The organism is Rheinheimera sp. UJ51 (genome assembly GCF_020819615.1).
In the GTDB taxonomy this organism is placed as follows: domain Bacteria; phylum Pseudomonadota; class Gammaproteobacteria; order Enterobacterales; family Alteromonadaceae; genus Alishewanella; species Alishewanella maricola.
In genome coordinates this window covers 80682-98351 of the sequence record NZ_JAJHOG010000005.1, presented here as the reverse complement: position 1 = coordinate 98351, position 17670 = coordinate 80682, and the positions used below count along the sequence as shown (strand labels likewise).

Annotated in this window: 17 protein-coding genes; 8 read left to right on the top strand and 9 right to left on the bottom strand. The window is 48.1% G+C overall.

Features of this window, described 5'->3' with window-relative positions; all coding sequences use genetic code 11:
- Positions 1–32 precede the first annotated feature (32 nt).
- Genes LMJ53_RS08265 through LMJ53_RS08255 form a run of 3 tightly spaced genes read left to right on the top strand, consistent with a single transcriptional unit; the run spans position 33 to position 3846 of the window.
- Complete coding sequence (locus LMJ53_RS08265; RefSeq protein ID WP_229585621.1) at positions 33–941, top strand: AAA family ATPase; 909 nt, start codon at positions 33–35, stop codon at positions 939–941.
- Complete coding sequence (locus LMJ53_RS08260; RefSeq protein WP_229585620.1) at positions 938–1891, top strand: DUF58 domain-containing protein; 954 nt, start codon at positions 938–940, stop codon at positions 1889–1891. The genes LMJ53_RS08265 and LMJ53_RS08260 overlap by 4 nt, the downstream gene beginning before the upstream one ends.
- Positions 1885–3846 (top strand): transglutaminaseTgpA domain-containing protein, encoded by a 1962-nt coding sequence (locus tag LMJ53_RS08255; RefSeq protein WP_229585619.1) that lies wholly within the window; start codon positions 1885–1887, stop codon positions 3844–3846. Before LMJ53_RS08260 ends, LMJ53_RS08255 begins: the two co-directional genes overlap by 7 nt.
- Here the strand turns inward: LMJ53_RS08255 and LMJ53_RS08250 are convergent.
- The 3 genes from LMJ53_RS08250 to htpX all read right to left on the bottom strand — a co-directional run bounded on the left by LMJ53_RS08250 (position 3838) and on the right by htpX (position 6248).
- Positions 3838–4083, bottom strand: coding sequence for a TIGR02647 family protein (locus LMJ53_RS08250; RefSeq protein WP_229585618.1), 246 nt, complete (start codon positions 4081–4083; stop codon positions 3838–3840). The two genes, LMJ53_RS08255 and LMJ53_RS08250, sit on opposite strands and share 9 nt — an antisense overlap.
- Positions 4084–4172: 89 nt before the next feature.
- Positions 4173–5252, bottom strand: coding sequence for a pyridoxal-phosphate-dependent aminotransferase family protein (locus LMJ53_RS08245; RefSeq protein ID WP_229585801.1), 1080 nt, complete (start codon positions 5250–5252; stop codon positions 4173–4175).
- Positions 5253–5387: 135 nt separating this feature from the next.
- On the bottom strand, positions 5388–6248 hold the full coding sequence (htpX, locus tag LMJ53_RS08240; protein WP_226751624.1) for a protease HtpX: 861 nt from the start codon (positions 6246–6248) through the stop codon (positions 5388–5390).
- A gap of 137 nt (positions 6249–6385) precedes the next feature.
- Between htpX and pepE the strand changes: the two genes are divergently transcribed.
- Positions 6386–7123, top strand: a complete 738-nt coding sequence (pepE, locus tag LMJ53_RS08235) for a dipeptidase PepE (protein ID WP_229585617.1) — start codon at positions 6386–6388, stop codon at positions 7121–7123.
- Here pepE and bioD read toward each other — a convergent pair.
- The 4 genes from bioD to bioB are packed head-to-tail and all read right to left on the bottom strand — an operon-like array spanning position 7120 to position 10907.
- A complete protein-coding gene (gene bioD, locus LMJ53_RS08230) occupies positions 7120–7824 on the bottom strand; it encodes a dethiobiotin synthase (RefSeq protein ID WP_229585616.1) in 705 nt (234 codons plus the stop codon). The two genes, pepE and bioD, sit on opposite strands and share 4 nt — an antisense overlap.
- Before the next feature lie 42 nt (positions 7825–7866).
- On the bottom strand, positions 7867–8640 hold the full coding sequence (locus LMJ53_RS08225) for a methyltransferase domain-containing protein (RefSeq protein ID WP_229585615.1): 774 nt from the start codon (positions 8638–8640) through the stop codon (positions 7867–7869).
- Positions 8634–9800 carry an aminotransferase class I/II-fold pyridoxal phosphate-dependent enzyme gene (locus tag LMJ53_RS08220; protein WP_229585614.1) on the bottom strand — a complete coding sequence of 389 codons (1167 nt, stop codon included), beginning with the start codon at positions 9798–9800 and terminating at the stop codon, positions 8634–8636. The genes LMJ53_RS08225 and LMJ53_RS08220 overlap by 7 nt, the downstream gene beginning before the upstream one ends.
- Before the next feature lie 9 nt (positions 9801–9809).
- Entirely contained in the window at positions 9810–10907 is a 1098-nt protein-coding gene (bioB, locus tag LMJ53_RS08215; protein ID WP_229585613.1) for a biotin synthase BioB, read from the bottom strand.
- 107 nt (positions 10908–11014) lie between these two features.
- Between bioB and bioA the strand changes: the two genes are divergently transcribed.
- The 4 genes from bioA to asnS all read left to right on the top strand — a co-directional run bounded on the left by bioA (position 11015) and on the right by asnS (position 15399).
- Positions 11015–12283, top strand: a complete 1269-nt coding sequence (bioA, locus tag LMJ53_RS08210; protein WP_229585612.1) for an adenosylmethionine--8-amino-7-oxononanoate transaminase — start codon at positions 11015–11017, stop codon at positions 12281–12283.
- A gap of 101 nt (positions 12284–12384) precedes the next feature.
- Positions 12385–13242 (top strand): MBL fold metallo-hydrolase, encoded by an 858-nt coding sequence (locus LMJ53_RS08205; protein ID WP_229585611.1) that lies wholly within the window; start codon positions 12385–12387, stop codon positions 13240–13242.
- Positions 13239–13766 carry a hypothetical protein gene (locus LMJ53_RS08200; RefSeq protein WP_229585610.1) on the top strand — a complete coding sequence of 176 codons (528 nt, stop codon included), beginning with the start codon at positions 13239–13241 and terminating at the stop codon, positions 13764–13766. Before LMJ53_RS08205 ends, LMJ53_RS08200 begins: the two co-directional genes overlap by 4 nt.
- Before the next feature lie 232 nt (positions 13767–13998).
- Positions 13999–15399, top strand: a complete 1401-nt coding sequence (gene asnS / locus LMJ53_RS08195) for an asparagine--tRNA ligase (protein ID WP_229585609.1) — start codon at positions 13999–14001, stop codon at positions 15397–15399.
- Between the two features lie 144 nt (positions 15400–15543).
- On the opposite strand, the gene LMJ53_RS08190 is transcribed toward asnS, so the two are convergent.
- Together LMJ53_RS08190 and LMJ53_RS08185 are read right to left on the bottom strand one after the other, a co-directional pair.
- A complete protein-coding gene (locus tag LMJ53_RS08190) occupies positions 15544–16770 on the bottom strand; it encodes a threonine/serine ThrE exporter family protein (protein WP_229585608.1) in 1227 nt (408 codons plus the stop codon).
- 335 nt (positions 16771–17105) lie between these two features.
- Positions 17106–17663 carry an NAD(P)H nitroreductase gene (locus LMJ53_RS08185; protein WP_229585607.1) on the bottom strand — a complete coding sequence of 186 codons (558 nt, stop codon included), beginning with the start codon at positions 17661–17663 and terminating at the stop codon, positions 17106–17108.
- Positions 17664–17670 lie beyond the last annotated feature (7 nt).

Genomic DNA, 17670 nt, shown 5'->3' with positions numbered 1-17670 from the left:
TCTTTGCATAAACCCATCTTGCCGGAGGTCACTTGCTCGCTGAACTACATCGGGTAGAACAAAACCTGAACCGGGTTATTCTAGGTAAAGCCACACAAATCAGATTAGCCTTATGTTGCCTGTTAGCCGAAGGGCATTTATTGCTCGAAGACTTACCCGGTATGGGCAAAACCACCCTAGCCCATGCCTTAGCGAATGCCGCCGGTTTAAGTTACAAGCGGGTGCAGTTTACCAATGACTTATTACCCGGCGATTTACTTGGTATCAATATTTATGATACCCGGTCAGCACAATTTTACTTTCAAGCGGGCCCGGTATTTAGCCAGGTGTTACTGGCCGACGAAATTAATCGCGCCAGCCCAAAAACCCAAAGTGCTTTACTCGAAGCCATGGAAGAGCGCCAAGTCTCGATAGACGGCGAAACGCGGCCTTTACCGAGTCCTTTTTTTGTTATCGCCACGCAAAACCCGCTGTTTCATGCCGGGACCAGTGCCTTACCCGAGTCGCAACTCGATCGGTTTTTGTTTCGGATCTCTTTAGGTTTTCCAGATAAAGCCGCTGAAAAACAGCTATTACAAGATGAATCGGCAGGCTCACGTTTGCAATTATTAACCGAACCATTAAGCCCCGAGCAGTTGCGGCACTTGCAATTACAGGTGCCCAAGGTTGCGATTAACGATGCGGTACTTGATTACATTTTAGCATTGGTGCATGCCAGTCGGCATAGTAAAGAGTTTTTACCCTTATCACCGCGTGCCGCTAAGGCGATTGTCCGGGCCGCTAAAGCAATGGCATTTGTGCAAGGCCGCAGTTTTGTTACTGCGGATGATGTCCAGCAGATCTTCCCTTATATTGCAGAGCATCGGCTCAATCCGCAAAGCCTTGCCGGCGAACACCCGTTAAGCCAGCTCTTAATACAGCGCACGCCCTGTCAGTTATGATGTTTAAAGCCAGTAAAGATTGGTTTAAACGTAAATTTGCAGCTTGGTTGGCCAAGCGCCAGCCTGCAGCAACACAGGTTGAACTGACACAAAGTGTCATTTACATTCTGCCCAGTCGTTTTGGTTGGTGGTTTGTGTTTTTGATCGCCTTACTGTATCTGATGGGGACTAATTATCAAAACAACCTGATCCTATTGCTCAGTTTTATGTTGCTTAGCCTATTAATGGTGACGATGTTACTGGCATTTTTAAATATGCATCAGCTAAAACTGAGCGTAAAGCAAGATGCGCGCTGTTTTGCGCCGGAGCGCGCCCAGTTACCGCTCGCGCTGAGCAGTAAAAGCTGCCAGATGTTGCATATTGGCTTGCGCGGTCAACGACAACGGCAATTAGTTGAATCCTTGAGCCAGCAACAGCGCTTTGCATTAGCATTACCCACACTGAGTCGGGGTTATTATCCACTCCCGCGTTTAGAGCTCAGTAGCACCTTTCCGCTGGGCTTATTTCGCTGCTGGAGCTATCCGGCGCTGACCAGTGCTATTTGGGTTTATCCAGAAGCCATCGAACAACTACACGCCAATACCGAGCGGCTCGCCGAGCAAGCGAGTAAGCAAACCACACCCCATGCCTTACTAGAGCCGGACGACGTCAAAAGCTATCAAGCAGGTGACAGCCCCAAACGCATTTTGTGGCGTAAGCTTGCCAGCGCGCCCGAGCAACCGGTGGTACGCAGTTACGGTGGTGAAGCCAGCCCATTACCGCATTGGATCAAGATCCCGGCATTGCAAGGTGCAGCGCTGGAATCGGTTTTAAGCCATGCCTGCTTTCAATTATTAGCGTTAGAACAACAAGGCCATAGTTATGGCTTGCAAACACAAAGTGTCACTTTAGCCCCAGCAAAAGGTGCACTGCACCTAGAGCGCTGCCTGCAGGAGTTGGCCTTATGCTGATGGCGAACCTGGCCTTACCCCGCTACTGGGCAGTTTATGGCCTGTTATTACAAGTGCTGTTATTTTTGCTCTATCAACCGGCTTTAAGTATTGCCAGTAGCCTGCTATTTGCTTTACTGCTGACCTTTCAGGCTTGGCGGCTTTATCAAAACAAACCGGCACTGAGTAATCGACAAATTAACGCGTTGTTAGCTCCGCTGTTATTATTGATGCTGCTACAGGTGCGGCAATTAGGCGTGCTTAATTTAATGCTGCATATTTTACTGCTCGCCGCAGTAGCCCGCAGTTTAACGGTGCAACAACGCGGCCAAGGCCTGCAATTGTTATGGGTGCATTACTTTGCTATTGCCTGCTGTTTTATTTTTTACCAGCAAATGAGCATGGCGATCCTGATTTTTGCGCTGGCGCTGTTAAACCTGTATTTACAGTATCGCTTATTTGCCCCGGCTGAATCGACGCTGCAGCCTAAACGCTTACTCAGTATTTTTGTGCTGAGCTTTCCGCTGTGGTTAGGCATGTTTTTATTATTTCCACGCCTGCCGCCCTTATGGCAATTACCCAATCAAAATATGGCAAGCACCGGTTTAGGCGATGAACTCGACCCCGGCAGTATTGAAAAGCTAGTGCAAAGCGACGCCTTGGCTTTTCGGGTAAGCTTTTTAAATGAACGGCCAGATAAAGCGGATTGGTATTGGCGCGCTAAAGTTTACGAAGATTTCGATGGTCGCCGTTGGCAGGTCAACGCACGCTTTAATTCACGGCAACGCCGTGCTATGGCAACCGAATTACCGGCCTTCGTTGCCAGCGCAAACCTGGTGCAATATCAGATCTTGGCTGAGAGTAGCTACCAAACCGATCTATTTAGTTTAGGTTTACCGGTGAGTTGGCCAGCTAACCTGGTGGCAAAACCGGCCGCCTTAATGGCCAGCCAAACGCCGCTGACGCAACGCATCAGCTACAGCTTACAAAGTCGTTTACAACCGATTCCCTTAGCCTCACCTGCGGAAAAACAGCTTAATTTGTTACAAGACACCGCGAATCCTCAAGCGCGGGCTTTTGGTGCAGCCTTAGCCACTCAATTTCCAGCACAACCGGATAAAGTGGTGCAAGCACTCAGTGCGTATTTTCAACAAGAGCCGTTTTTTTACACCTTAACGCCACCCCGTCTTGGTCAAAATGCCATCGATCAATTTTTATATGAAACGCGTAGCGGCTTTTGTAGCCATTATGCCTCTGCAACTGCCGTGATCTTACGTGCCGCCGGTATTCCTGCCCGCGTAGTAGGCGGTTATCTGGGGGGCAACTGGCAAGAAAATCAGCAATACCTGCAAGTGCGGCAGCGCGATGCTCATGCTTGGGTTGAATATTTAACCGCAAGCGGCTGGCAACGGTATGATCCCACTGCGGCTATCGCACCTGAACGCATCCTTGAAGGTATTGAACAAACACTAAGCGACAATGAACGCGCCTTACTCAGTGGCTGGCAGGATAATTGGCTGGGTCAACTGGCTTTGCAATGGTCACATCTGGATTACGTGTGGTCGGTATGGGTATTGGGTTTTAATCAACAAGATCAAGAACAGTTATGGCAACGTTTACGCCGCTGGGAATATTGGTCTGTGCTGCTGTATTCATTAGGCGCCTTATTGTTGTTAGGCGCCGCAGTTATGCTTCGGCAATGGGTCAGACAACGCGCTGATCACGCTCATCAAGCATGGCGCTGGCTAACGCAAGCACTGGGCACAGCCCCTGCTGCAGGCTGCACTTTATCTAGCTGGTTAACTACGCTAGCAGAGCAAAATCCGGCGCAACAACAAGGTTTAGAGAGATTAAGAAAATTATATGAGGCTGCGGTATTTAATGATGATGCCGCAGCACTGAGGTTACTGCGGCGAGAACTGCGGTTACAGCGCCGCTCGTTACGACGCTTAGCACGGCAACGTAAATCAGCTTGATTCAGAGGTGCCGAGAATACGTAATGCCGTTTGTAATTGTTCGGCACAATGTATCCCTAAGTCGGTGAGATAGCCGCCATCAGGTTGATTAATCAACCCCTTGCTATACAACCGGCTGATGGCGGCGAGCATTTCTGGCTCCGCCATCTTATGCGCTTTGATACCTGAATTGACACTGTCGAGATTAAACATCGCTAAAACACGGATTTCATCAATTAATTCAGCGCTAAACTGCATAGTTATATCCTTATTGTTGTTTTATACACCTTAGACTGTCAGCCAAAAAATGCAAGGTAACAATGCGCTAATCTCGACGTCGTCAGGTTTTAATGTAATAACTGCCGTAAGGCATGTAAGCACAATGCGATATTTTCTCGACGCGCCCCAAACCCCATTAAACCAATACGCCAGGCTTTACCCGCTAATTCGCCAAGACCGGCCCCTATTTCCAAGTTAAATTCGTTTAATAGCGTGGCGCGAACTTTGGCATCATCGATACCTTGCGGAATATAAATGGCATTCAGTTGCGGCAACCGATACGGTTCGTCTACCACAAATGCGATACCTAACTGCTCTAAACCCGCCCGCAGTTCTTGATACATGGCCTGATGGCGTGCCCAAGCATTTTCTAAACCTTCGGCCGCTAACAAGCGCAGTGATTCATGTAAGGCATACAACGCATTCACCGGAGCCGTATGATGGTAAGCGCGTTTAGCGCCGCCACTCCAATAAGCCATCACTAAGCTTTGATCTAAAAACCAGCTTTGTACCGGTGTTGTCCTTGCTTTAATTTTTGCTACTGCCGCCGCTGAAAATGAGATAGGTGAGAGTCCTGGCACACAAGATAAGCATTTTTGACTACCCGAATAAATGGCATCAATGCCCCACTCATCGACCCGTACTTCAACGCCACCTAAGGATGTCACCGCATCAACGATGGTTAAACAACCGTATTGCTTGGCCAAAGCACACAGTGTTTTGGCATCACTTAACGCCCCGGTGGAGGTTTCAGCATGCACGAAAGCTAAAAAGCGCGCATCCGGATGATCTTTTAGCAGCGCTTCCACCGCAGCCGGTTGCACCGGCTCGCCCCATTTAAAGTCAACCGTGACCGCAATACCACCACAACGCTCAACATTTTGGCGCATCCGCTCGCCAAAGACACCATTGCGACAAACGATAACCTTGTCACCTGCTTCCACCAAATTAACAAAGCAGGCTTCCATACCGGCTGAACCCGGAGCTGAAATGGCCAGCGTCATCTCATTGCGGGTTTGAAACGCATATTGCAATAACTGTTTTAACTCATCCATCATGTTGACAAACAACGGATCTAAATGGCCAATAATTGGTTTGGCCTGGGCGGCTAACACCTGAGGATGCACATCGGAAGGGCCTGGGCCCATTAAAATACGCCGTGGTGGATTAAAGGCAGGGATCATCGGTGCAGCAAACATAACAGCTCCTTAGCAATAAAATAGGCTTTAGCATAACAAGCTAAACAGAAAAAAAAAGCCCTACAATCGTAGGGCTTGTTAAGCTTAGAATTCGCGGCTGTTACGCAGCGCCGCAATCCGTTTCTCTAAAGGCGGATGGCTTAAAAACAATTCTGATTTTGCTTTCTTACCAGAGATCCCAAAGGCCATTAAACTGCCCTCAAGCTGACTTTCATGATTATTCTGTAAACGCTGCAGCGCTTTAATCATTTTGTTAGGACCCGAGATCCGAGCCGCTCCGGCATCCGCGCGGTATTCGCGTTGACGCGAGAACCACATCACGATAATGCTAGCCAAGATACCAAACACCATTTCTAAGACAATCACGATACCGTAATAAGCAAAGGTACCCATTTGCTGATTGTTATTGCGGATCACCCCAGCAATTAAGCGTGCTAAGAAAATAACAAAGGTATTCACCACACCTTGGATCAAGGTTAAGGTGACCATGTCACCGTTCGCAATATGCGACACTTCATGTGCCAGTACCGCTTCAACTTCATCTTCACTCATACTGCGCATCAGGCCGGTTGAAACCGCAACCAAGGCATTATTACGATTCGCCCCGGTAGCAAAGGCATTCATCTCTGGCGAGTCATAAATGGCCACTTCTGGCATACCAATGCCGGCCGCTTTCGCTTGTTTTGCTACCGTGTTAACTAACCAATGTTCAGTTGCATTGCGGGGTTGCGTAATCACTACCGCACCGGTAGATCGTTTCGCCATCCATTTCGACATTAATAGTGAGATAAAGGAGCCACCAAAACCAAAAATGGCTGCAAACACCAATAAACCACCAATACTGCTAGGATCAATACCCAACGCACTGAATACCACATTGAGCACAATACTTAGCACCAGAATAACGGCTAAGTTTGTTGCTAAGAACAACAAGACTCTTTTCATGCTTTTTTACCTCATAATGATCACTGCTTAGTAATATATGGGCAAAGACCACAAAATCAATTTAAGGTTTAACAAAGTCACAGAAATATTTCACTTTTTCAGGTAATATTTGCAAAAATGACCTTTCGGACTAGCTTATGAACTTGTTATTACTCAGTAGCTCACGTGCCAATAACAGCGATTATTTGACACCAAACTTAGCCTGGATCAAAACCCATTTGAGCAAAGTGTCGTCAGTACTGTTTATCCCGTATGCCGGCGTGACCATCAGTCACGAACAATATTATCTTAACGTGAAAGCCGCCTTAGCGAGCTTGAATATCCGCGTCGTTGCGCTCCATCATCAAGCCGATGTTAAAGCTGCGGTACTTAATGCCGAAGCCATTTTAATCGGCGGTGGTAATACCTTTCAGCTAGTTAACCTTTTGTATAAAAACGATCTTATTAACGCCATTCGGCAACGCGTAACCGAAGGTATGCCCTATATTGGCTGGAGTGCTGGTGCCAATATCGCAGGTGAAACTATCCGCACCACTAATGACATGCCGATTGTTGAACCCTCGTCTTTTGCCACTTTGCATTTTTTAAATGCGCAATTAAACCCGCATTATACCGATGTGGTACCCGCTGATTTTCATGGTGAAACGCGCGATATGCGACTCGCTGAATTTATGCAGTTAAACCCCAGTGTGCCAGTCATCGGCTTACCCGAGGGCACTGCACTTAAGATCACAGACAATCAAATTGTGCAATTAGGTCAAGCCGGAGGCTATTGGTTTTTGGCGGGTACAAAACAAGCGATTGCCGAGAACACTGAGTTAACGGCACAGTTTGCGGCCACGTTAAGTCGGCCCTTATTAAACCACGCAAGTTAAGTTTGCAGCAATTGCGTGGCCGTGGCGTGCGCCAGCGTGCGTGCCACGGCTTGTTGTTCGCTCAATGAGGGTTGAAATGGCACCGTAGCGAGTAAAGGCCAAGGTAATCGTGCCGTAAGATCGGCGAGGTTTTGTGCAAGAAATAACATCTCTGGCTGCAGTATATTGGCTACCCAACCTATAACCTGACAACCACTGCGGGTTAATTCACGTGCGGTCAGTACAGCATGATTTAAACAGCCCAGTTTTACGCCTACCACCAGCAATACCGGCAGTTTTTCTGCTTGCACCCAATCAGCCAGATAGCGATCAGCACTGATCGGTAATAACCAGCCACCCGCGCCTTCGATTAACACGATTGCGGCTCCGCTTTGCTCTAACTGTTGTCGCTGTGCGGTTAATACCGCTTCAGATAGCGGTTGTTGCAGCTCTGCCGCAGCAAAATGCGGTGCGCATGCTTTAGCAAAACACAATGGATTAAGCTGCGAATAAGGTAACGCGATACCGGAATGCTGCTGCAACAGTAACGCGTCACTGTTCACAAGTTGCCCGGTTTCATTGATTTCTGCGCCAGCCGCTATCGGTTTTGCGCCAACAGCACTTATACCAAGCGCTTGAAAACCTTGCAGTAATAACGTGCTGACAAAGGTTTTCCCCGCATCGGTATCGGTGCCTGTAACAAAAAAGCTGTTTGCACTCATAGCCTTTGTTCCTAAAACGAAAATAACCGGTGTTGAAAGCACTTAAAGCGGTTTAGTCCCGCTAATTTGCACCACATAATAACTGGCGATTAAGGGGATACCGACAGCAGACTGTGGATAAGCGGCACTGACCCGCTGCCAATAACCTTTACCGGTTAAACCGCGCTGTGCTCGATTAGCCAGATGATTAGCCCCCAAGGCTTTTAACTCTTTGGCCAGCGCAAAAATATCAGCGTAAGGCAACTGATAGCAGGTCGTTTGTATTGAGCAGGCTAACGCCACGCCTGAGATGGCGTGTTGTAAATCACCTAGGCTTAAAAAAGCATGGATATGCGGCTGCTCGTCAACGGCGGCAAAGGCTTGTGCCATTTCATTCAGGGTACCCTCGATCAAGGTGGTGATCACAAATTGCCCGCCAGGGCGAAGCACCCGAGCCATTTCAGCAAACACCTGTTGCGGTGCGGGGCACCATTGCAGCATCAGGCTCGAAAACACCTGATCAACACTGGCCGTTGGCAGTGGCAAGGCCGCGGCATCGGCTTGTAAATAATGGATCGGTAATTGCTGAGCTTGCGCCTGAGCTAACATACCGCGACTTAAATCTACCGCGGTAATTTTTTGAGCCAGTGATAATAGCTCTGGGTGTAACCAACCAGGACCACAACCGATATCCAGTAAATGCCCCAGCGGTTTGCCAAAAGACAATAATTGCGCCAATGCCGCCTGCGCAACTTGCCGTTGCAAACGCGCTGCACCGACATAACTACCAGCGGCTTTACTAAAACAACTGGCCACCTGTAGCGGCTGCGCTAACATGCTAACGCCTGCTTTAACATCTTGATTAAAAACTGAATATCTTCGGCTTGATGTGACGCGCTAAGCGTCACGCGTAACCGAGCGCTGCCGGCGGGCACCGTCGGTTGCCGTATGGCGGTGAGCCAAATACCTAATTGTTTCAATTGCTGACTTAGGGCAACAGCGCGCTCGCTGCTACCCAGCATAATGGCTTGGATTGCCCCCGTTGCGGGTAAACAGGGTAAATCGGCCTCTGCTGCTAAGCTGCGGAATAATTGAATATTGTCCTGTAATTTATCCCGGCGCCATTGTTCGGTTTGTACCAACTCAATGCTTTGGCTTACCGCTGCACATAAGGCTGGTGACAAGGCCGTGCTGTAAATATAATGTCGTGCAAATTGTTCAATGTAGTCGATAACCGTTTTGCTTCCCGCCAAAAAAGCCCCGCCCACGCCAAGCGCTTTTCCAAAGTTAGCCATGTAGCAATACAGCTGTTGCGAAGCTAAACCCTGTGCCTGCCAACTGCCGCGGCCTTGCTCACCAAGTACCCCTAAGCCATGTGCATCGTCTAGCAGCAGAGCCGCTTGCCGTTGTTGGCAGAGTGCGGATAACGCCGCAAGATCGGGGCTATCACCATCCATACTAAAGACGCCTTCCGTGACCACGAGACTGTGATTTTCAGCGTCTGACGTTTCTGGTAACAGGTGGGCTAAGGCGTTTAAATCATTATGGGCAAAGCGGCGAAAACGCCCTTTATGTGCCAGGGCCGCATCAATTAATGAGGCATGACTTAACTTATCTAACAGCAAGAGATCGTTACTGGCCACCAAGCTTTGTAACATGGCTTGATTGGCAGCAAAACCCGAGCTAAATAACAGCACACGCTCAAAACCGAGCCATGCGGCAAGTTGCGCTGAGAGCTGCTGATGAATATGATGATAGCCAGTGACTAACGGCGAGCCGGTACTGCCGGCACCATAGCGCTCAGCGCCGGCGGCATAACTGGCTTTTACTTTACTTGAATTCGCTAAGCCTAAATAATCATTGGCAGAAAAGTTTAAATAACATTGGCCACCGACTTCTAAATAGCGGCCTTTATAATCGGCTATTACTTGGCTTTGCCGCAGTAAACCTTCGCTGCGGCGTTGATGTAAAGCATGCTCTAACTGACTCAGGTGCATTCGCCACTCCTAGCCAGCGGCGTGATATAACGGTGGGTTCTGCTGCTCTTTAATCGCATCCGCTAAAGCGAGTTCATGCGCTTCATCTGAAACATCATGCTGCTGCGCTGAGTTGATACCTAACTTAGCAAATAGCTGCATGTCCGCATCCGCTTCTGGGTTTTCAGTGGTCAGTAATTTATCGCCATAAAAAATCGAGTTGGCACCTGCAAAGAAACATAATGCCTGCATCTGCTCATTCATCCGCGAGCGCCCCGCCGATAAACGTACATGACTTTGCGGTAACATAATACGTGCCACTGCAATGGTGCGAATAAAATCGAAAGCGTCTAAATCATCAACGTTTTCCAGCGGTGTACCTTTTACTTTTACCAACATATTAATTGGCACACTTTGCGGATGCTCAGGTAAGTTAGCCAGTTGCATTAATAGCGCTGAGCGATCATTGGCGGTTTCCCCCATACCCACAATGCCGCCACAACACACTTTCATCCCGGCATCACGCACATGCGTTAAGGTATCCAGCCGGTCTTGATAAGTGCGGGTCGTAATAATTTCACCGTAAAATTCTGGCGAGGTATCGAGGTTATGGTTGTAGTAATCTAAACCAGCGGACGCTAAGGTTTGAGCTTGCTCGGCTTCTAACATACCCAGTGTCATACAGGTTTCAAGCCCCATGGCTTTAACGCCACGCACCATTTCAATAATGTAAGGCATATCGCGTTGCTTAGGGTTACTCCAAGCCGCGCCCATGCAAAAACGGCTAGCGCCTTTTTGCTTAGCCGCTTGTGCTTGCTGTAACACTTTTTCTACTTCGATTAAGCGCTCGCGCTCTAAACCGGTATTGTAATGGCCGCTTTGTGGGCAATATTTACAATCTTCGGCGCAAGCTCCTGTTTTAATGGATAACAGCGTACTGATTTGCACTTCATTTGGTTTAAAATGAGCTCGATGCACGGTTTGTGCTTGAAACAATAAGTCATTAAAGGGTAATGCATACAGTGCATTGACCTCGGCCAGTGACCAATTATGCCGCACCGGCGCAGCGGCTTGAGCGGTAAAAGCGGTGGTATCTTGTGGTGATGGAGCTGCGGTATTCGCCTGCATAATAGGTCCCTGCGAGATTTGTGATCACGGTTTTTTTCGGCTAGTCTAGCGCTAGCGGCCAGCTTGTCAACGCTGACCACCCCAAAAACTTTACTAATGATTATTTTATGAGCACTGATTTAGCTTTTGATCGGCAACATATTTGGCATCCCTACACGTCTATGCTAAACCCTTTGCCTGTTTATCCTGTTGCAGCGGCTGAGGGCTGTACACTCATTTTAGAAGATGGCCGTCGCTTAATTGATGGCACCGCGTCTTGGTGGTCGGCGGTACATGGTTATAATCATCCCGTATTAAATGCCGCCGTTACCGAGCAACTCGCCAAGATGGCCCATGTGATGTTTGGCGGCATTACGCATGCCCCCGCCGTGCAGTTGTGTCAGCAATTGCTCAGCATGGTACCCGCGCCCTTAAGCAAGGTATTTTTAGCGGATAGTGGTTCAATTGCCGTTGAAGTGGCGATAAAAATGGCCCTGCAATACTGGCAAGCCAGTGACACGCCACAGAAAACCAAGTTAATTAGCCTACGTAAGGGCTATCATGGTGATACGTTTGCGGCGATGGCGGTATGCGATCCTACCGATAGCATGCACAGCATGTTCAGTGAGCTATTGCCACAACACTTCTTTTTGCCGGCACCCGCGTGCCCGTTTGATCAGCCATTTTCTGCAGAGTGCATGGCACCGCTCGAGGCGCTGCTTGACGCTGAACACCAACACATTGCCGCATTAATTCTTGAGCCGATTGTACAAGGCTATGGCGGTATGCGCTTTTATCATCCGGAGTACTTACGCCGGGCTCGCGCGCTGTGTAATCACTATAAGGTGTTATTCATTGCCGATGAGATTGCCACGGGCTTTGGCCGTACCGGCAAATTATTTGCTTGTGAGCATGCGGACATCGCACCCGATATTATGTGTGTAGGAAAAGCACTCAGCGGTGGTTATTTAACCTTGGCCGCGACACTGTGCACAGATGAAGTAGCACGGGGTATTAGCCAAAGTGCAGCGGGTGGCTTAATGCATGGCCCCACCTTTATGGCGAATCCGCTGGCCTGTGCGGTCGCACTCGCCAGCTTAAAACTGATTGCGCAAAACCACTGGCAGCAGCAAGTTGCGGCCATAGCGCAGCAATTAAGCACAGAGCTTGCAGCAGCTAAACACTTTGCTAAAGTAAAAGAGGTACGGGTGTTAGGCGCCATTGGCGTATTTGAAATGCATCAGCCGGTTGATGTTGCGCTGTTACAGGCACAGTTTGTCGAGCTAGGCGTCTGGATCCGGCCGTTTAACCATTTGATTTACGTGATGCCGCCTTTTACCATTACCACGCATGAACTGAGTAAATTAACGGCAGCGATGCTCACGGTAGCCGCTTAACGCGGCTGTACAAAAATAAATACGCTACATCGAACCAGATGCGTTAGTCTAGCGTAATCACAACTAACCTAAAGTTGTCTTCCCTATAGCAGGAGTGTTGTATGAAGTTGCGTACCCTAGTCACCGCGGTCAGTTTATTAGTCACCAGCCAATTCGCTTTCGCTGATCGTTTTGCTGATGTTCAAATTAATTCAGCAACCCTAGCAAAAGATATCTACATGTTAACCGGAGCCGGTGGCAATATGGCGGCAGTGACCACAGCCGATTCGGTGCTGTTAATTGACAGTCAGTATGTTGAGCTGGCAGATAAAATTCGTGCCAAGCTAAAAACCCTCAGCCCAGGTGAGCTCACAACCCTGATTAACACCCACATGCACGGCGATCATGTCGGTGGTAATGCAGCCTTAGCCGCTAATGCCGATATTATTGCGCATGTGAATGTACTCACACGACTACGCAATGACAGTAACTTCAACCCTGCGGGCTTACCTAAAACAACCTTTGATAAAGTGTTAAACATCAAACATGGTAACATTGAGTTGATGCTAGAACCCATGCCTGCCAGTCACACTGATGGCGATATCCTGGTCTGGTTCCCACAATTTAACATCGTGCATATGGGCGATTTAATGTTTCAAGGTCGTTTCCCGTACATCGATTTTGGTAATGGGGGCAATGTGCAGCAGTACATTGAAAACACCCGTTATGTGCTACAACGTATTGATGACAACACCCAAGTCATCCCTGGTCATGGTGATTTAACTAACAAAGCCGGTTTAGCTAAAGAACTGATGATGATGGAGCAAACTATGGCACAAGTTGTGGCTTGGCGTGCTGAAGGACTCACCGAGCAACAAATGATCGCCCGGGGGTTAGGCGAGCAGTTTAATGCGTGGCATTGGAATTTTATTACTGAAGCGCGCTGGATTAAAACGCTGTATCAGGCAACCCAACCTTGAGAACCGCAGCGCTGACTTGGCTTCTATTCGCTATCGGCTTAGCTGCCGGTAGCGCTTTAGCACAACAGCAGCAAAGCCCCTTACCCGGCGATCCGCTGAGCTATTTAGTCGCTGAGATCGCCAGTTATGATAACAATCAACTGACACTCTCTGATGGCACAGTTTGGCGCGTCACCGCCACACAATTTGGTTTGGCGGGTACGCCGGTACTGATTAGCGGCCGTAATTTAAAAACAGGCAGTAACGAGCTGTTTATTGCCGGCTTTACCTTTCAAGCGCGTTATCAAAGCGGCGAATTACAAGAGCGTAAAGGCACCAAACTGACCCTGATCAGCTCGCATGCCGACGGGAAACGTTTGCGTTTAACAGATACCTTGCAAGCTTTCGTGGTGGATAAAGATCGCCGTTACAGCCGTCATTGGGCTGTCGGACAAACAGTGATTTTAGACAGCAGCGGTCAACAGCTTTTAGCCTTACCTTCGTTGGAACAAGCGCAAGTACAATTAGCCGGCATTTATCAATAAACACGGTGGTTAAGCTGTTTCGCGCTGTTTTTCTGCAACCGCTACATAGCACTCAATAACCATTCAATCGCTGTGCCTTGATTAGCCGCAAAACGGCTGTGCGTATTGATCGCAAGACTTTTTGGTTACAGCGCCACTTTTTGCTTGTTTTCAGCCACTAGCAAAGTATCATTGCTGTTTTTATCATTAGAGGCTTAGCCCTCGCCCCATTGCACCTTCGGGAGTTGTTTGCATGACGCATGCCGTAATAAAAGACGTTTTGGCCGGTCACTATTCGATTGGCGATAAAGTAACTGTAAAAGGTTGGATCAGAACCCGCCGCGATTCGAAAGCCGGTATTTCCTTTTTAGCTGTGCACGATGGCAGTTGTTTCGATGCCGTTCAGGCGGTAGTGCCCGCAGAATTAACCAATTATGAAGCGGAAGTTAAACGCTTAACGACATCATGTTCAGTTATTGTGTCTGGCGTTATTGCTCGTTCAGAAGGTCAAGGCCAAGCGTTTGAAATTCAAGCAGATCACGTTGAAGTCGTCGGCTGGGTAGAGAATCCAGACACCTACCCAATGGCACCCAAACGCCACAGTATGGAATATCTGCGCGAGCATGCTCACTTGCGGGCTCGCACTAATATCATGGGCGCGGTAACTCGTGTTCGTCACTGTTTAGCACAAGCTATCCATCGGTTTTTCCATGAACAAGGCTATTTTTGGATCAGCACGCCATTGATCACCGGCTCTGACACCGAAGGCGCCGGCGAAATGTTTCGGGTCAGCACCTTAGATTTACAGAACTTGCCGCGTGATGACAAAGGCGCTATTGATTTTAGTAAAGATTTCTTTGGTAAAGAAACTTACCTGACCGTATCCGGCCAATTAAACGGCGAAACTTACGCCTGTGCTATGTCAAAAATCTACACCTTTGGCCCAACCTTCCGCGCTGAAAATTCTAACACCAGCCGGCATTTGGCTGAGTTTTGGATGATTGAACCCGAAGTGGCGTTTGCCGAATTAAAAGACATTGCCCAACTGGCTGAAGATTTACTGAAATATGTATTAAAAGCCGTATTAACGGAACGTGCTGATGATATGGCCTTCTTTGCTGAGCGCATCGATCCTAAAGCCATTGAGCGTTTAGAACAGGTGGTTAACTCTCATTTCGTGCGAATGGATTACACCGACGCCATTGAGATCTTAAAAACCTGTGGCAAGAAATTTGAATACCCTGTCGAATGGGGTGTCGATTTACAGTCAGAGCATGAGCGTTATCTTGCCGAAGAGCATATTGGTGCCCCCATCATTATGCAAAACTACCCGAAAGACATAAAAGCCTTCTATATGCGTTTAAATGCCGATGGTAAAACCGTCGCCGCGATGGACGTATTAGCCCCGGGTATTGGTGAGATTATCGGTGGTAGCCAACGTGAAGAGCGTTTAGAGCAGTTTGATGCACGCTTAGCTGAAATGGGTTTAAACAAAGAAGATTATGGCTGGTATCGCGATTTACGTCGTTATGGCACCGTGCCGCACTCAGGCTTTGGGTTAGGGTTTGAACGTTTAGTCTCTTACGTTACCGGTGTCGGTAACGTACGGGATGTGATTGCCTTCCCGCGCACGCCAGGTAACGCCGAGTTTTAATTAAAACGATTGAGCCGTAATGTGTTTAATACGCAACGCGGCAACGAGTGATACCTTTAAGTTCTACTTAAAAAAGGCCAGTCAGCTTAACCTGACTGGCCTTTTTTTTAAGTTGTTACCAAAGGTTTCAATTTTACTGTTTTATCACAAGCTTTTCTTCGGCGGTAAAGCCACATTGGCAAAGATAAGCCCACCGACCAACGCCATTAAAATCAGAAAGGTTTGTTGCCCCACCCGATCTGAAACAACGAAATCTTGCCCAGAAATCAAAGAGTTCAAGCCAATATAGGTTTTACTTCCTGGTACTAGCACAATCAGTCCATGCATGGCGACAATTACTGCCGGAGCCTTGGCTAAACGGGTAAACAGGTTGCTATAGATACCGACAGCGAAAGCGCCTAAAAAAGCCCCCATGGTGTAATCAAAAGCACTGGCCCCGGTAATACTAACCCCATAGGCAATGAAGCCCGCAGCCAAAGACCACAGCGTATACTTTCCGCGACTTTTAAATAGTACAATCAACGAGCTGACTAAGATCCCCACCGCCAACCAGGCAAAATACCGTGAAATCGGTTCAGGTTTAACAAAATCGACAATACCAAATAATTTAAAGCCAATGGCCATCCCTAAAAAAGCGCCAAAGTATAATTTAAACAACAGCATTAAGGCGTCCATGATCCGGGCATTACCCGATACCAGATGACGCGCAGCTAATTCGGCAAAACCTATGGTCAGCGCCAAGCCGGGAATAAAAGAAATAATAGCCGAAAGCACCGTAAGACGAATATTAATACCCGGATCGATATAGCTGCTAATTGCACAAGCACCGATCGCGGCAGCCATAGCAACCAAAGGCTCCAGCATATTGTTAATACGTGGCGAGTGCGCCGCCCATAACATAAACAAGTAAACCAATAGCGACAATAAAGACGACCACAGCACATCATTCCAACTGGTGGCCATCAACATCGCAAAGGCACCACCGGATCCCATCATGGCAATGGCGGTAGCCAGCTTACCGTAAGAGCTGGGACGCGCATCAATAATGTCGAGCAACGAATCGGCTTCAACTAAGCCAACTTGGCCACTGAGCACCTGATCAACCAGTTCATCGGTTCGAGATAAAGCGCCCAAATCTAAATCCCCTGGGTTGACACGAGAGGCATGGGTGTACTCTTGCTCATGACCATCGGTCCAAAGCACAAAAGTCATAGACGTTGGCGAGATAATAAACGAACCCTTTATACCCAGATGCGAGGTTAACTCCGTTAAATGGGCCTCTAACCGATATGCAGGTGTGCCGTACTTGTGCAGCATCTTACCTAATTTGACAATAAATTTACGTTTTTGGTTAAAATCAGCGCTATACAAATGAAGTCGTCCTGCGGTTGGCTATAGTTAAATGCTTTAAAGTACGTATTGTAACGTAACGCTGTAATGATGTCAGAGTTGTCACAGGGTAAAATTTAAGCGAAATAGCTTACGGGGTTTAACCCGCCTGGTTTTAAGTCACTGCGTGGGGGTGAAAAGCTCTTGATAGCGCCAACACATCATAGCGTCCAAGATAAGCGATATGCCCCAGCTTAATGGCCGTAACAAAAAAAACAGCCAGATGGCAAAAGCCACTGGCTGTTTTTTTTATCAAAGCATCACACTTAGCACTCAGGGTTTGGCCAGTGGCAGCGTTTAACTAAAAGGTTTATAGCTTAAAAATCGCTAAAAAACGCCTCTGGCTCTAAAGCACTCTTTTGTGGTGCATGACCACTAGGGGTGCCTAGATACAAAAAGCCCACAATTTCATCATCGGCATCTAGTTTAAAAGCTTGTTTCACGTAATCGTATTGTGCGTATGCACCCGTGCGCCAAATACCACCAAAACCTAGCGCAAACGCCATTTGTTGCATCGCCATGACACTGCAGGCAACCGATTGCACTTGCTCTGCAGACGGCACTTTTGCATGCTCAGTGATCTTAGCAATACAAATAATCACCATGGGTGCTCGCATAGGTAACTGTCGAGCACGCTCCTGCAGGTCAACTGAGATAGACGGATCTTCCTCAATTGCCGCTTCGGCAAATATATCCCCTAAGCGTGTTAGCGCGTCACGGCCTTCAGCCACAACAAAACGCCAAGGCCTTAAAGCACCGTGATCCGGTACTTGTATAGCGGCACGCTTAATTAAGTTTAGCGCCTCACCCTCTGGCGCAGGTTCGCGCAGCCGTGGCGAGGAATATCGGGTAGTTAGTAGCGTTAATGCATCCATAAACTTA

Coding starts and splice junctions, on each gene's coding strand:
- LMJ53_RS08260 (WP_229585620.1), top strand. CDS start 938: ATGATGTTTAAAGCCAGTAAAGATTGGTTTAAACGTAAATTTGCAGCT.
- LMJ53_RS08255 (WP_229585619.1), top strand. CDS start 1,885: ATGCTGATGGCGAACCTGGCCTTACCCCGCTACTGGGCAGTTTATGGC.
- LMJ53_RS08250 (WP_229585618.1), bottom strand. CDS start 4,083: ATGCAGTTTAGCGCTGAATTAATTGATGAAATCCGTGTTTTAGCGATG.
- LMJ53_RS08245 (WP_229585801.1), bottom strand. CDS start 5,252: ATGGGCCCAGGCCCTTCCGATGTGCATCCTCAGGTGTTAGCCGCCCAG.
- htpX (WP_226751624.1), bottom strand. CDS start 6,248: ATGAAAAGAGTCTTGTTGTTCTTAGCAACAAACTTAGCCGTTATTCTG.
- pepE (WP_229585617.1), top strand. CDS start 6,386: ATGAACTTGTTATTACTCAGTAGCTCACGTGCCAATAACAGCGATTAT.
- bioD (WP_229585616.1), bottom strand. CDS start 7,824: ATGAGTGCAAACAGCTTTTTTGTTACAGGCACCGATACCGATGCGGGG.
- LMJ53_RS08225 (WP_229585615.1), bottom strand. CDS start 8,640: ATGTTAGCGCAGCCGCTACAGGTGGCCAGTTGTTTTAGTAAAGCCGCT.
- LMJ53_RS08220 (WP_229585614.1), bottom strand. CDS start 9,800: ATGCACCTGAGTCAGTTAGAGCATGCTTTACATCAACGCCGCAGCGAA.
- bioB (WP_229585613.1), bottom strand. CDS start 10,907: ATGCAGGCGAATACCGCAGCTCCATCACCACAAGATACCACCGCTTTT.
- bioA (WP_229585612.1), top strand. CDS start 11,015: ATGAGCACTGATTTAGCTTTTGATCGGCAACATATTTGGCATCCCTAC.
- LMJ53_RS08205 (WP_229585611.1), top strand. CDS start 12,385: ATGAAGTTGCGTACCCTAGTCACCGCGGTCAGTTTATTAGTCACCAGC.
- asnS (WP_229585609.1), top strand. CDS start 13,999: ATGACGCATGCCGTAATAAAAGACGTTTTGGCCGGTCACTATTCGATT.
- LMJ53_RS08185 (WP_229585607.1), bottom strand. CDS start 17,663: ATGGATGCATTAACGCTACTAACTACCCGATATTCCTCGCCACGGCTG.